At 69.2% G+C, this 13,659-nt stretch carries 12 protein-coding genes; 8 read left to right on the top strand and 4 right to left on the bottom strand.

Translation table 11 applies throughout. The features are described 5' to 3' along the window. Positions 1 to 6 precede the first annotated feature (6 nt). Genes HWX76_RS10055 through HWX76_RS10045 form a run of 3 tightly spaced genes read left to right on the top strand, consistent with a single transcriptional unit; the run spans position 7 to position 2,965 of the window. Positions 7 to 1,092, top strand: coding sequence for a LacI family DNA-binding transcriptional regulator (locus tag HWX76_RS10055; protein ID WP_050012770.1), 1,086 nt, complete (start codon positions 7 to 9; stop codon positions 1,090 to 1,092). Further along, the gene (locus tag HWX76_RS10050; protein ID WP_176015764.1) at positions 1,089 to 2,111 is read left to right on the top strand and encodes a hydroxyacid dehydrogenase; all 1,023 of its coding nucleotides are present in this window, start codon (positions 1,089 to 1,091) and stop codon (positions 2,109 to 2,111) included. Before HWX76_RS10055 ends, HWX76_RS10050 begins: the two co-directional genes overlap by 4 nt. Continuing rightward, positions 2,108 to 2,965: an amidohydrolase family protein gene (locus tag HWX76_RS10045; RefSeq protein ID WP_176015763.1), complete on the top strand. Its 858-nt coding sequence runs from the start codon at positions 2,108 to 2,110 to the stop codon at positions 2,963 to 2,965. The genes HWX76_RS10050 and HWX76_RS10045 overlap by 4 nt, the downstream gene beginning before the upstream one ends. A gap of 134 nt (positions 2,966 to 3,099) precedes the next feature. Here the strand turns inward: HWX76_RS10045 and HWX76_RS10040 are convergent, their stop codons facing one another. Further along, positions 3,100 to 4,188: an ionic transporter y4hA gene (locus HWX76_RS10040; protein WP_124554931.1), complete on the bottom strand. Its 1,089-nt coding sequence runs from the start codon at positions 4,186 to 4,188 to the stop codon at positions 3,100 to 3,102. Positions 4,189 to 4,730: 542 nt separating this feature from the next. Between HWX76_RS10040 and HWX76_RS10035 the strand changes: the two genes are divergently transcribed. The 5 genes from HWX76_RS10035 to HWX76_RS10015 all read left to right on the top strand — a co-directional run bounded on the left by HWX76_RS10035 (position 4,731) and on the right by HWX76_RS10015 (position 10,454). Beyond that, positions 4,731 to 6,287, top strand: a complete 1,557-nt coding sequence (locus HWX76_RS10035) for a 3-hydroxyacyl-CoA dehydrogenase (protein WP_176015762.1) — start codon at positions 4,731 to 4,733, stop codon at positions 6,285 to 6,287. Between the two features lie 55 nt (positions 6,288 to 6,342). Continuing rightward, positions 6,343 to 7,665 (top strand): phenylacetate--CoA ligase PaaK, encoded by a 1,323-nt coding sequence (gene paaK, locus HWX76_RS10030; RefSeq protein WP_124554929.1) that lies wholly within the window; start codon positions 6,343 to 6,345, stop codon positions 7,663 to 7,665. A 38-nt stretch (positions 7,666 to 7,703) separates the two neighbouring features. Then, complete coding sequence (locus HWX76_RS10025) at positions 7,704 to 8,504, top strand: enoyl-CoA hydratase-related protein (RefSeq protein ID WP_176015761.1); 801 nt, start codon at positions 7,704 to 7,706, stop codon at positions 8,502 to 8,504. Positions 8,505 to 8,641: 137 nt separating this feature from the next. Further along, on the top strand, positions 8,642 to 9,313 hold the full coding sequence (locus HWX76_RS10020) for a MarC family protein (RefSeq protein WP_027780810.1): 672 nt from the start codon (positions 8,642 to 8,644) through the stop codon (positions 9,311 to 9,313). Between the two features lie 160 nt (positions 9,314 to 9,473). Beyond that, positions 9,474 to 10,454, top strand: a complete 981-nt coding sequence (locus tag HWX76_RS10015; RefSeq protein WP_176015760.1) for an aldo/keto reductase — start codon at positions 9,474 to 9,476, stop codon at positions 10,452 to 10,454. Between the two features lie 33 nt (positions 10,455 to 10,487). Here the strand turns inward: HWX76_RS10015 and HWX76_RS10010 are convergent, their stop codons facing one another. The 3 genes from HWX76_RS10010 to HWX76_RS10000 form a co-directional block, all read right to left on the bottom strand. Further along, the gene (locus HWX76_RS10010) at positions 10,488 to 11,354 is read right to left on the bottom strand and encodes a CPBP family intramembrane glutamic endopeptidase (RefSeq protein WP_050012870.1); all 867 of its coding nucleotides are present in this window, start codon (positions 11,352 to 11,354) and stop codon (positions 10,488 to 10,490) included. 85 nt (positions 11,355 to 11,439) lie between these two features. Continuing rightward, entirely contained in the window at positions 11,440 to 12,096 is a 657-nt protein-coding gene (locus tag HWX76_RS10005; protein WP_050012762.1) for a VC0807 family protein, read from the bottom strand. A gap of 318 nt (positions 12,097 to 12,414) precedes the next feature. Beyond that, positions 12,415 to 13,479, bottom strand: coding sequence for a 2,3-butanediol dehydrogenase (locus tag HWX76_RS10000; RefSeq protein ID WP_050012761.1), 1,065 nt, complete (start codon positions 13,477 to 13,479; stop codon positions 12,415 to 12,417). Between the last annotated feature and the right edge of the window lie 180 nt (positions 13,480 to 13,659).

Here is a 13,659-nt window from a genome sequence, read left to right as displayed (position 1 = left end):
CGTTCCATGCAAGACGACATGAGTACGATTCAGGACGTGGCCCGTCATGCGGCCGTTTCGGTCAGCACGGTTTCGAACGTGCTCAACGGACGCACCGACCAGATGAAGCCGGCAACGCTCGAGCGCGTGAAGGCGGCGATGGATGCGCTGCAGTACCGGCCGAGCACGCTCGCGCGCCAGCTCAAGACGGGGCAGACGCCGCTCGTCGGGCTGCTGGTGCCGTCGATGGCGAACCCGATGTACGGCTACATCGCACGCGAAGTCGAGGCCTGCGCGCAGGAACGGTATGGTCATCGCGTGCTGATCGGCAACACGTACCGCGATGCGCGCAAGGAGGCGTCGTTCTTCGACGATCTCTACGCGCATGGCGTGCGGCGCGTGATCGTGATCTCGTCGCTCGCCGACGAAAGCCACCTCGAGCGCGCGGCCGAACGCGGGATGACGGTCGTCAGCTACGACCGTCGCGCGACGCCCGGCGAGCAATCGAAGGTCGATCACGTGACGGCCGACAACGAGGCGGCCGCGCGGCTCGCGACGCGCCGCCTCGTCGACGCGGGTCATACGCGGCTCGCGTTCGCGACCGTGGCCGGCATCACCGTGAGCCGCAGCGACAAGATCCGCGGGTTTTTCGCCGCGGCAAGCGAGGCGGGCGGCGCCATGCAGGCCCGCGTGCTCGACGGCGGCCCCGCGAACGAATACGGCGACTCGGTGATCGTCGATGTCGGGCGTGCGCTCGGCGCCGAGCTCGCGGCCGATCCGGCGCGGCCGACCGGTATCGTCGCGGTCAACGACCTGTTCGCGCTCGGTCTGATGGCCGGGCTGCGCGACGGCGGGCTGCGGGTGCCGGACGACGTGTCCGTCATCGGGATGGACGGTCATTTCCTGTCGGCGATCTCGTGGCCGGCGCTGACCACGGTGCAACTGCCGGTCACCGAAATGGCCGGCGAGATGGTGCGGCGCGTGATGCGGCAGGAGGGCGACGCGCCGTCCGCACCGGGGCAATGCGTGTTCGCGGACGTGACGCTCGTCGAGCGCGCATCGGTCGCGCCGCCGCCGCCGGATGCGGCCGGTACGAGCGGAGGTCAAGCATGACGCGCGTCTACGTCACGCATCCGACCGGGATGATCGACCACTACTTCGGCGCCAAGGCGTTGCGCGCGCTGGGCGCGCTCGCGGACGTCACCTGCAACCCGCACGATCGAGAACTCGGTCCGGACGAACTGATTGCCGCCGCGCAGGGATGCGACGCGATCATCGCGTACCGGCAGACCCCCGCGCCTCGCGGACTGTTCGCGGGGCTGCCCGCACTCGCCGCGTTCCTGCGTTGCGCGGTCGACATCCGCACGATCGACGTCGCCGCGGCGAGCGCGTTCGGCGTGCTGGTCACGCAGGCGAGCCCCGGCTTCGGGCCGGCCGTCGCCGAGTGGGTCGTCGGCGCGATGATCGACCTCGCGCGCGGAATCGGCGGTTACGCGGATGCCTACCATCGTGGTGCACCGCCGGTGCCGAGGATGGGGCGCGAACTGCGCGGCAGCACGCTTGGCCTGATCGGCTACGGGCAGATCGCGCGTCATCTCGCACCGATCGCGACGGCGCTCGGGATGCGTGTGCTCGTCAGCGATCCTTACGTGCGGATCGACTCGCCGCCGCTTGAACAGGTCGATTTCGCAACGTTGCTGCGCGACGCGGATTACGTCGTCTGCCTTGCGCCGGCCACGCCGGCCACCGCGAACCTGATCGATGCGGCGGCATTCGCCGCGATGAAGCCGGGCGCGTATTTCATCAATGCGTCGCGCGGCGAACTCGTCGACGAGCAGGCGCTTGCGGACGCGCTCGACGGCGGCCGGCTCGCCGGCTGCGCGCTGGACGTCGGCCGCGCGGCGGACCAGATGCCGCCTCCCGCGCTTGCCGCGCATCCGCGCGTCATCGCGACCCCGCACATCGGCGGACTGACGCTGCCGGCGATCGAACACCAGGCGCTGGAGACGGTCGACCAGCTTGCCGCGCTGCTCGATGGACGGGTGCCGAACGGCGCGGTCAACGCCATGCAGGCGACGCGGCTCGCGCGCTGGCGCAGGTCGAGCGCATCCGTCGGCCAGGGGCTGCAATGACGCGCGACGGGGCAGACGGCATGCGGTTCCCGGATGCGTGCGATTGCCATATTCATATCTACGACGATGCGTATCCGCTCGCGCCGACGGCGACGTTTCGGCCGCCCCATGCGCCGGTCGATGCATATCGGCGCATGCAGGGGGCGCTCGGCCTCACGCGTGTGGTCGTCGTGCAGCCGACCGGCTATGGCTTCGACAACCGCTGCACGCTCGACGCATTGGCCGCGTTCGGTTCGCGCTCGCGTGGCGTCGCGACGTTGCCGGTCGACGTGCCGGACGCCGAGCTGGAACGTCTGCATGCCGCCGGCATGCGCGGCGTGCGGTTCATGATGCTGGCGGGCGGCACCGCGCAATGGGGCGATCTGGAGCGGATGGCCGCACGGATCGCGCCGCTCGACTGGCATATCGATCTGCAGTTCGACGGTCGCACGCTGTGCGATATCGAACACGCGCTATCGCGGCTGCCGGCGCGCGTGGTGATCGATCACACGGGCAAATTCCTGACGCCCGTCGCACCGGATGCGCCGTCCTTCCTCGCACTGCGCCGCCTGCTCGATCGCGGCCACGCATGGGTGAAGCTGTCCGCGCCGTACGAGACGTCGCGATCCGGCGCGCCGGGCTACGACGACGTCGCGCGTCTTGCCGCCGTGCTCGCGCGCGGCCATTCAGTGCGCTGCGTGTGGGGCAGCAACTGGCCGCACCCGAACGCATCGCCGGTGCCCGACGATGCGCGCCTGCTCGGCTGGCTGCGCGATTGCGCGGCCGACGACGCGACGGCTCGCGCAATCCTGGTGGACAACGCGGCTGCGCTCTACGGATTCCACGCCGATACGCGGCGCGATGACGCGACGTAACGCGCTGTCGATCCGGACGCATTGTGCGATTGCGACCCGGTGACGGCGGCGTGAAGCGAAGGAGGGCGGAAGGGACGGGAAGACGTGCACGCGGCCCGGCGGAGAGGATTCGCCGGGCCGCGCGCATCGGGACGTCAGTGCGTGAACGACAGGAACAGATAAGCGGCGAACAGCGCGACGTGCACGACGCCGTGCAGCACCGTCGTGCGTCCCTGGCTCAGCGTGAGCGTGCTGACCAGCAGCGTGAGCGCCAGCAGGACCGTTTCCATCGCGCCGATCCCGAGCGTGAGCGGCTGGCCGACCCAGATGAATACGGCGGCGACGGTCGGGATCGTGAGCCCGATGCTCGCGAGGGCCGAACCGAGCGCGAGGTTCATGCTGGTCTGCAGGCGGTTCGCACGCGCGGCGGTGACGGCCGCGAGCCCTTCCGGCAGCAGCACGAGCGCTGCGATCACGATACCGACCGCGGCTTCGGGCGCGCCGAGCTTCAGCACCGCATGCTCGACGGCCGGCGACAGCAGCTTCGCGAGCAGCACGACCGCGACGAGGCTCGCGAACAGCAGCACCATGCTGATGATCGCGGTGCGGTTGCTCGGTGCGGCGGCATGCACCGCTTCGTCCGCGCTGTCGTGCGCGGCGAGGAAGTAGTCGCGGTGGCGCACGGTCTGCACGAACACGAACGCGCCGTACAGCACGAGCGACGCGACGCCGGCGAACGCGAGCTGCGATTTCGAGAAGAACGGGCCGGGTGCGGCGCTCAGGTAGTTCGGCATCACGAGCGACAGCACCGACAGCGACGCGAGCACCGCGAGCGCCTTGCTCGCGCCGCGCCCCTGGAAGTCCTGTTCGCCGTGCTTCCATGCGCCGACCAGCAGGCAGATGCCGACGATGCCGTTACAGATGATCATCACGGCGGCGTACACGGTGTCGCGGGCGAGGCCCGATTTTTCCGGGCCGGCGCCGAGCATCACCGACACGATCAGCGCGACCTCGATGACGGTCACGGCGACCGCGAGCACCAGCGTGCCGAACGGTTCGCCGACGCGGTGCGCGACGACTTCCGCATGATGGACGGCGGCGAACACGGCGCCGGCCAGCGCGGCGGCGAACACGGCGATGACGAAGCCTTCGGCTGGCACGACGCGCGACAGCGCGAGTACCAGCCACGCGGCAAGCGGGGCCCAGAGGGTCCAGCGCGGGAGCTGGTTGGACGAGAGCGGCATGAGGGATTCCTTATGCGAGTGGCGGCGCGCGACGCGCCGTCACGGGTTGACGAAGCCCGGCCGTACTATCCGCCGAACGAGGACGATGAAACCGATGGGTGGCGGCACGCAGCGGTGCCGCCCTGGGTTCGCTGCCGCGAGGCGGCGACGGCGCGGGCGGGCCGAAGCCCGTCGCGGGATGAAACGATTCGATGCGGTTGCCCGCTGACAGTGCGACGAACAACACGTGGCGACGCGCGGGCCGGAGCCGCGATTCGACCCCGAAAGGGAGCGACGGACGGCGGTGATGTCGCGACACGCGTTTCCCCCTGGAATCCGGCGATTTGTCGAATTTTATCAGGCGATCGGGGGGCACTATCTCATATTCGAATCATTACATTGACCTTTCGGTTTACAAAAAGTGCCCCGGCCTGTCGATTTTTTGTCGTTGCAGCTTCCGTAACGGTGTCTTGCACGACACATTCGGGCTCGCCCTGACATAAATCTACCGACCGGTCGGTTTATAATCGCTCGCACTTCCACTTCATGACGGATCGCAAGCGATGGCTGTTTCCTCTGCACATTCGGTGAACTCGGGCGCGCTGGCGCCGTCGGCCGTCGTCGGCGTGATCGGCGCCGGCGCGATGGGGGCGGGCATTGCGCAGGTCGCGGCCGCGGCCGGCCATCCGGTGCTGCTGTACGACCTGAACGAAGCGGCCTGCGACAAGGCGCTGGCGGGCATCCGCGCGCAGTTCGCGCGGCTCGCGGAGAAGGGCCGGCTCGAACCGGCGCAGGCCGACGCGGCCGGCAACCGAATTCGCGCGGTGCGCGCGCTGGCCGATTTCGCGGGCGCCGCGCTGATCGTCGAGGCGGCGGCCGAACGGCTCGACGTGAAGCGCGAAATCTTCGCGACGCTCGAGCGTCATGTCGACGACGCCTGCGTGCTGGCGACCAACACGTCGTCGATCTCGATCACGTCGATCGCGGCCGGGCTGCGCGTGCCGCAACGCGTCGCCGGCCTGCATTTCTTCAACCCGGCGCCGCTGATGGCGCTCGTCGAGGTGGTCTGCGGGCTCGCGACCGCGCCCGAGGTCGCGCGGATGCTGCATGCGACCGCCGCCGCGTGGGGCAAGCAACCGGTGATGGCGAAATCGACGCCGGGCTTCATCGTGAACCGCGTCGCGCGGCCGTATTACGCGGAGGCGCTGCGCGTGCTGAACGAACAGGGCGGCGCGCCGGCCACGATCGACGCGGTGATGCGCGAAGCGGGCGGCTTCCGGATGGGGCCGTTCGAGCTGATGGACCTGATCGGTCACGACGTGAACTTCGCGGTGACCGAGTCGGTGTTCCGCGCGTACTTCAACGATCCGCGCTACACGCCGTCGCTGATCCAGCAGGAGCTCGTGAACGCGGGCTTTCTCGGGCGCAAGTCCGGGCGCGGCTTCTACTCGTATGCGGACGGCGCGACGCCGCCCGCGCCCGACCTCGAACCTGCACGTGACGCGCCGGCCGACGTCGCGCTGTTCGCGCAGGACGGCCCGGCCACCGCGCTGCATGCGCGCTTCGTCGAACGCATCGCGACCGCGCGGCGCCACGACGCGCATGCCGACGCGCTGCTCGCCGTGGCCGGCCGCGCGTCGATCGCGTTGACCGACGGCCGTACGGCGACCGCGCGCGCCGCCCGGACGGGCGTGGCGGATCTCGTGCTCGTCGACCTGGCGCGCGATTACGCGCAGGCGGGGCTCGTCGCGCTGACGCGCGCGCTCCAGTGCAGCGACGCCGCGTATGCGGACGCGGTCGGCCTGTTCCAGCACGCGGGCTTTCGCGTCGTCGGCATCGCGGACGTGCCGGGGATGGTCGCGATGCGCACCGTCGCGATGCTCGCGAACGAGGCGGCCGACACGGTGAACCAGGGCGTGTGCTCGCCGGCCGATCTCGATCTCGCGATGGAGAAGGGCGTGAACTACCCGTGCGGCCCGCTCGCATGGGCCGATGCGATCGGCATCGGCCGCGTGCATCGCGTGCTGTCGAACCTGGCGGCGAGCTACGGCGAGGACCGCTATCGCGTGTCGCCGCGTCTTGCCGCGCTGCACGCGGCCGGCCGCACGTTCCGGTCGTGACCACCGCGTCACCTCGAACACGACAACGACATCACTCCATTGGAGGAGTACCCCGATGACTCACCCGACGCATCCCGCCGCCGCCCTCGAGCCGATCGAGACCGCCAGCCGCGACGAACTGCAGGCGCTGCAGCTCGAGCGCCTCAAGTGGTCGCTGCGCCACGCGTACGACAACGTCCCGCACTATCGGCGCACGTTCGATGCGGCGGGTGTGCATCCGGACGACCTGAAGTCGCTCGCCGATCTCGCGAAATTCCCGTTCTCGACCAAGAGCGACCTGCGCGACAACTATCCGTTCGGCCTCTTCGCGGTGCCGCGCGAGCAGGTCGTGCGCGTGCATGCATCGAGCGGCACGACGGGCAAGCCGACCGTGGTCGGCTACACGGCGCGCGACATCGACACGTGGGCGAACGTGACCGCGCGCTCGATCCGCGCGGCCGGCGGCCGCCCGGGCGATACGCTGCACAACGCGTTCGGCTACGGCCTGTTCACCGGCGGCCTCGGGATTCACTACGGCGCGGAGCGGCTCGGCTGCATGGTCGTGCCGATGTCCGGCGGGCAGACCGAGAAGCAGGTGCAGTTGATTCGCGATTTCGAACCGAAGATCATCCTCGTCACGCCGTCGTACATGCTGAACCTGATCGACGAGATGGTGCGGCAGGGGATGGACCCGGCCGAATCGTCGCTGAAGATCGGCATCTTCGGCGCCGAGCCGTGGACGCAAGCGCTGCGCAATGAAGTCGAGACGCGCGTGGGCATCGACGCGCTCGACATCTACGGGTTGTCGGAAGTGATGGGCCCGGGCGTCGCGTGCGAATGCGTGGAGACGAAGGACGGCCCGGTGATCTGGGAAGACCATTTCTACCCGGAGATCATCGACCCCGTCACCGGCGAAGTGCTGCCCGACGGCAGTGAGGGCGAGCTCGTGTTCACGTCGCTGACGAAGGAGGCGATGCCGGTGATCCGCTACCGCACGCGTGATCTCACCGCGCTGCTGCCGCCGACCGCGCGCGCGATGCGCCGGCTCGCAAAGATCACGGGCCGCTCCGACGACATGCTGATCGTGCGCGGCGTGAACGTGTTCCCGAGCCAGATCGAGGAAATCGTCGTCGCGCTGCCGCAGTTGTCGGGCCAGTTCCAGATCACGCTGTCGCGCGACGGTCACATGGACCGGCTCGACCTCGCGGTCGAATTGCGCTCCGAGGCGGTGGCATCGGTCACCGATGGCGATCGCGCGGCGCTCGCGCGCGAGCTGCAGCACCGGATCAAGACGATGGTCGGCGTGTCGTCCGGCGTGACGGTGCTGGCGGCCGGTGGTATCCCCGCGACCGCGACCGGCAAGGCGCGGCGCGTGATCGATCGCCGTCAGGCCGCCTGATGTCGATGTGTGCCGTTCTACCCGAGGAAACCTGTTCGATGGATGAATGGAAGACCCTGGCCGTCGCGGTCGATGCGCGCGGCATCGCGACCGTCGCGCTGCAGCGCGGCGACGTGCTGAACGCGTTCGACGAGACGATGATCGCGGAGCTGACCGACGCGTTCGCGACGCTCGGCCGGCGCGACGACGTACGCGCGATCGTGCTGCGTTCGGATGGCCGCGCATTTTGCGCGGGCGCCGACCTGCAGTGGATGCAGCGCGCGAGCGCGAACGACGCCGCCGCGAACCTGCGTGACGCCGAGCGGTTCGCCGCGATGATGCGCGCGATCCGGCAGTGCCCGAAACCGACGGTCGCACGCGTGCAGGGCCACGCGTTCGGCGGCGGCGTGGGCCTGTGCGCGGCGTGCGATATCGTGATTGCGAGCGACCACGCGCGCTTTTCGGTCAGTGAGGCGCGCTTCGGAATCCTGCCGGCCGTGATCGGCCCGTATCTGGTCGAGGCGGTCGGCCAGCGTCAGGCGCGCCGGCTTGCGTTGACCGCGACGCAGCTCGCGGCCGCCGAGGCCGTCGCGATCGGCCTGATCCATCAGGCCGTGCCGCTCGATGCGCTCGACGACGCACTCGAGCGGACGCTTTCGGAGCTCGGCCGCAACGGCCCGCACGCGCTGATGGAGGTCAAGCGCTTTTTCGATGCGATCGGCGCGTATCCGCCGTCGGACGAACGCACGGCGTTCACCGCGCAGACGATCTCCCGCGTGCGGGCGACGCCGGAGGCGAAGGAAGGCTTCGCGGCCTTCTTCGCGAAGCGGCCGCCGGCGTGGGAGACGGGCACCGAATAAGGCCGCGCGACGAACTTTCACGACGATCGACGGCGGAACCGGGCCGGCCGCATTTTGCATCTCGGGCGCGGGCGCTTGCACTACAATGCGTGACCCCCGGCGCGCTGCCGGCCCCGTCCCGACCGATGCTTCGCACGATGATCGTCAATCGCCTTGTCTCCGAGATCCTGTTCGGCTTTACCGGCCTGATCGGCATCATCAATCCGATCGGTATCGCGTTCCTGTTTCTCGAACGAACCGAGGCGCTTACCGCGCACGAACGGGATCTGCTCGCGCGGAAGGTCGCGTTCAATGCGTTCGTCGTGCTGATGGTCGCGTTCTTCGCCGGCACGCCGGTGCTGCATTTCTTCGGGATCTCGATGGAAGCGCTGCGGATCGGCGGCGGCTTCGCGGTTGCCGTCGCCGGCTGGCAGATGCTGAACGAACCGGACGGTCCGGGTGGCGGCGACACGCCGGTCAAGCCGATCGACGCGAACGCGATCATGACGCGCGCGTTCTTCCCGTTGACGGTGCCGCTGACGGTCGGCCCCGGCTCGATCGCGACCGCGATCGCGCTGAACGCGAACCGCACGCACAAGCTGTCGGAATTCATGCTGTCGAGCATCGTGTCGATCGCCGTGTCCGTGCTCGTCGCGCTCGTGATCTGGCAGGTCTACAGCCGCTCCGCGCTGCTCGCGCGCTACCTCGGTAGCGAAGGGACCAAGGTCGCGAAGCGCGTGTCGGCGTTCCTGCTGCTGTGCATCGGCGTGCAGATCATGCTGACCGGCTTCTCCGCGTTCCTGCAGCCGATCGCCGACCAGGCCAAGTAACCGGGGCCTTCCGGTTCGTCCTTCGAGGTCCGTCCTTTCACGCAGCCTGCATGCGGCGCGCGGTCCTACGCGTTCGCGGCATGCGGGATACCATGCAACGTCTGGCGGATGCGCGGCGCGCATCCGGCCGCAACCCCCAACTTGAGTGGCGAGGCGTGCAATGGAATACGTGAAATTCGGATCGACCGGGCTGGATGTGTCGAAGCTGGTGCTGGGCTGCATGACATTCGGCGAGCCGTTGCGCGGCACGCACCCGTGGACGCTGCCGGAAGCGGAAAGCCGCCCGATCATCCAGCGCGCGGTCGAGGCCGGCATCAACTTCTTCGACACCGCGAACATGTATTCGGACGGGACGTCCGAGGAGATCGTCGGCCGCGCGCTGCGCGATTTCACGAAGCGCGACGACGTCGTGATCGCGACGAAGGTGTTCTACCGGATGCGGCCGGGGCCGAACGGCGCCGGCCTGTCGCGCAAGGCGATCATGACCGACATCGACCAGAGCCTGAAGCGGCTCGGCACCGACTACGTCGACCTCTACCAGATTCACCGCTGGGACTACGGCACGCCGATCGAGGAGACGCTCGAGGCGCTGCACGACGTCGTGAAGGCCGGCAAGGCGCGCTATATCGGCGCGTCGTCGATGTTCGCGTGGCAGTTCGCTAAGGCGTTGCACACGTCCAAGCAGAACGGCTGGACCCGCTTCGTCAGCATGCAGAACCACCTGAACCTGCTGTATCGCGAGGAAGAGCGCGAAATGCTGCCGCTGTGCGAGGACGAACGCATCGCGGTGATCCCGTGGAGCCCGCTCGCACGCGGGCGCCTGACGCGCAACTGGGACGAGTCGTCGGAACGGCAGCAGCAGGACGACGTTGGCCAGCGGCTGTACGACGCGACGGCCGACGCCGACAAGGCGGTCGTCGAGGCCGTCGCGGCGATCGCCGCCGCGCGCAACGTGCCGCGGGCACAGGTCGCGCTCGCGTGGGTCGCGAAAAAGCGCGGCGTGACCGCGCCGATCGTCGGCATTTCGAAGCCGCGGCAACTGGACGATGCGCTCGGCGCGCTCGCGCTGAAGCTGACCGACGACGAGATCGCCACGCTCGAACGCCCGTACGTGCCGCACGCGGTGGCCGGGTTCAACTGAGCGGCGGCGCGGGCGACACAGGCGTCGGCGCGATCACCGCGCGGTAGCGAGCATTGGATAGGTGAACAGGCCGAAGTGCACGACGTTCAGCCCCGCATGCGCTAGCGCGGCGGCGAGCAGGCCGCCGCGCCGCCACGCGAGCCCGTAGCCGACGCCGGCCACCGTGCCCAGCACGATCCATGGCCAGCCGCCGGCCGCATGCGCGGCGCCGAACAGCACCGCGCCGGCCGCGAGCGCGACCCACGGGCCCCATGACCAGGCGCGGAGCACGCGGGTCAGCCCGCCTTGCACGTAGCCGCGGAACAGCGCTTCCTCGGCGAGCGTCACCAGCAACAGGTTGTTCGCGAGCCACAGCCAGCCGGACGGCGGCCATTTGGGCGCCCAGCCGACCATCCCGAACGCGAGCGCGCCGACCAGGCACGCGGCAGCCGTCGCGACGGCCGCCACGACGCCGGTGCGCAGCGCGCGCGACAGCGCGACGTCGGGGGCGACCCACGGCAGCATCCACAGCAGCCACAGGCCGACGAGCGGCTTGTCGAAATTCAGGTACATCGTGAACGGCACGGCGTCCGGCGTGAAGCGGATCGGCCCGATCACGCGCGGATTATGGAAGCCGGGAATCAGGTGCAGGCTCAGCGCGATCGCGAGCGCGGCAAAGACGACGTGCGCGGCGATGCGCACCGCGAGCGGGCGCCCGGGCAGCACGCCCCAGCCGGCCGCGATCAGCAGCGCGAACGGCGCCAGCGTGATCGGCGCAAGCTGGCCGAACGCCAGCGCGCCCGCATAGCCGAGCGCGGCGAGGCCGATGCTCAGGCCGTGCAGCGGGCGATGCCATGCGAATGCGGCGGCCGCGAACAGGGCGATCCAGATCGTGGCACACGGAAGGAGCGAAAGGGACATGACGGGAAACGAATCGGCGGACGAGACGCCGCGCATCATACAGCAGGCGCCGTGACATGCCGCCGGGCAACGGGCCAGCCGCGTGTCAGCGGCCGGCCGTCTCGGTGACGCCGCTGCGGCCGGGGATGTCGACGCTGTTGCGCACGCGCATCCGCCGTCGGTACCAGAACGTCCACAGCAGCAGGCAGGCAAACACCGTATAGCCCATGACCGGCGACACGACGAGCACGCGCTCGACCGGCCAGTTGACGACCATCCACCAGCGCAGCAGCATCTCGATCGTCATGATGGCGCCCCACACGAACGTCATCAGCCGCAGCATCTGCCGCAGGCCCGGCTGCGCGTCCCAGACGGCTTCGAAGTGTGCGGCGCCGCCGTCCATCTCGCGGGCCACGGTGGCGCGGGCCAGATAGTAGATCAGCGGGCGTTCGCGGAACAGCGACAGCAGGAACACGATGCCGATCGTGCCCGACCCGATCGATTCGCGCATCAGCAGCGTGCGCGGGCTGCCGCCGAACGCCATCCCGACGATCGACAGCGTGATGCCGAGCAGCACGATGGCCGCCACCGCGTCGACACGGCGCGAGCGGATGAATTCGACGATCGACCAGACGATCGGCGGAACCGCCGACGCGTACAGCGCGCCGGTTTCGCCGAAATACGGATGCGCGACCCGATAGGCCACCCAGGGCAGCACGAGGTTGACGAAGAGTTCGAGAATCAGTCCGGCTCGCGGTTTCACGGTGCGCTAGTCCACGCAGGTCGGGGCGGACGCGCGAAAGGCGCCGTTGCCCTTGTTGCCCCGAAAAGGGTTCGGCCCAGTATATCGAAGAATCGTGCGCGGTTGCGGTGTCGCCTGCCGCGACGGCGATCCGCCGGACTCGCGTGCGGCGGCCGGCGGATTGATCGGCGCACGCGGCAGCAGGGCCGGGGGCGTCCTGCACGATCGCGCCGTGGTGTCGTGTCGTGTCGCGGCACGTCGTCGATCGGGATGCGTTGGCGGTACGCGAGCCTGCGCGGCGCGGCGTGAATCGACGCCGCGGCCGCGCATGCCGTGCGGTCAGGAGACGGCCGGCTGGACGATGATCTTCACGTTGCGGTCCTTGTGGTTGACCAGTTCCTCGAAGCCGCGCGTGACGATGTCGCCGAGCGCGATGCGTCCGGTGATGAGCGGCTGCACGTCGATGCGGCCGTCCGCGATGAAGCGGATCACGTCCGCGAATTCGCCGTTGTACGCGAGCGAGCCGATCACTTCCTTCTCGGTCGACACGATGTCGAAGAAGTTGAACGGCGCCGGTTCCTCGAAGATGCCGACCATCACCGACTTGCCGGCCTTGCGGATCACGTCGATCGCGAGCTTCGCGGTGGTCGTGTGGCCGATGCACTCGAACGACACGTCGGCGCCGTAGCCGCCCGTCAGCGCCCTGACTTCCGCGATCGCGTCGGACGTCTTCGGATCGATCACGACGCTCGCGCCGACCTCCAGCGCCTTCTGCTTGCGCGCGGCCGACATCTCCAGCGCGATCACGCGCCCCGCGCCCGCGGCCTTCGCGCACATGATCGTGCACAGGCCGATCGTGCCCGCGCCGACCACGACGACGGTCTGCCCGACGATGTTGCCGGCTTTCTTCACCGCATGCAGCCCGACCGCGAGCGGTTCGATCAGCGCGCCGGCCTCGGTCGGGAAATTATCGGGGAGCTTGTACAGCAGTTCGGCCGGCACGTTCACGTATTCGGCGAACGCGCCGTCGTTCATCAGCCCGGTGAACGCGAGGTTCTCGCAGATGTTGTACAGCCCGTGCCGACAGTACCAGCAGGTGCCGCAATGCTGGCACGCGTCGGCCGTCACGCGGTCGCCGACCGCGAAGCCCGACACGCCCGCACCGAGTTCGGCGATCTCGCCGCTGAACTCGTGGCCGAGGATGCACTGGCCTTTCAGGCCGGTCAGCGGATGCGGCGCGTCGACCGGGATGAACACAGGCCCGGCGACGTATTCGTGCAGGTCGGAGCCGCAGATGCCGCACCAGTGCACGCGGATCGTGACCCAGCCTGCGGGCGGGCGCTCCGGAACGGGAACCTGTTCGACGCGGATGTCGTGGCGGCCATGCCAGACGGCGGCTTTCATGCTGGGCGGGGTGATCGATGCCGGTGTACTCACGTTGCTGTCTCCGTCAGGTTGTCGTCGGGCGTGCGGCAACGCTGCCGGTGCGCCCGTCGCGCGATTGCGCGATCGACCGGTATGCAGGAACGGGGCCAGCGTGAATCGGGGCTGTGCGTGGCGGTCGGAAGATGCCGGTACGCGCAC

This window comes from Burkholderia sp. BCC0398, assembly GCF_902833245.1.
GTDB lineage: Bacteria > Pseudomonadota > Gammaproteobacteria > Burkholderiales > Burkholderiaceae > Burkholderia > Burkholderia sola.
The sequence above is the reverse complement of the archived record's forward strand: the minus strand, read 5'-3'. Positions and strand labels throughout refer to the sequence as shown.

Excerpts from the sequence above, each read along its gene's own strand:
- HWX76_RS10040 (WP_124554931.1), bottom strand. The coding sequence starts at position 4,188 with ATGCCGCTCTCGTCCAACCAGCTCCCGCGCTGGACCCTCTGGGCCCCG.
- HWX76_RS10020 (WP_027780810.1), top strand. The coding sequence starts at position 8,642 with ATGATCGTCAATCGCCTTGTCTCCGAGATCCTGTTCGGCTTTACCGGC.
- HWX76_RS10025 (WP_176015761.1), top strand. The coding sequence starts at position 7,704 with ATGGATGAATGGAAGACCCTGGCCGTCGCGGTCGATGCGCGCGGCATC.
- HWX76_RS10010 (WP_050012870.1), bottom strand. The coding sequence starts at position 11,354 with ATGTCCCTTTCGCTCCTTCCGTGTGCCACGATCTGGATCGCCCTGTTC.
- HWX76_RS10055 (WP_050012770.1), top strand. The coding sequence starts at position 7 with ATGCAAGACGACATGAGTACGATTCAGGACGTGGCCCGTCATGCGGCC.
- HWX76_RS10015 (WP_176015760.1), top strand. The coding sequence starts at position 9,474 with ATGGAATACGTGAAATTCGGATCGACCGGGCTGGATGTGTCGAAGCTG.
- HWX76_RS10050 (WP_176015764.1), top strand. The coding sequence starts at position 1,089 with ATGACGCGCGTCTACGTCACGCATCCGACCGGGATGATCGACCACTAC.
- paaK (WP_124554929.1), top strand. The coding sequence starts at position 6,343 with ATGACTCACCCGACGCATCCCGCCGCCGCCCTCGAGCCGATCGAGACC.
- HWX76_RS10035 (WP_176015762.1), top strand. The coding sequence starts at position 4,731 with ATGGCTGTTTCCTCTGCACATTCGGTGAACTCGGGCGCGCTGGCGCCG.
- HWX76_RS10045 (WP_176015763.1), top strand. The coding sequence starts at position 2,108 with ATGACGCGCGACGGGGCAGACGGCATGCGGTTCCCGGATGCGTGCGAT.
- HWX76_RS10000 (WP_050012761.1), bottom strand. The coding sequence starts at position 13,479 with ATGAAAGCCGCCGTCTGGCATGGCCGCCACGACATCCGCGTCGAACAG.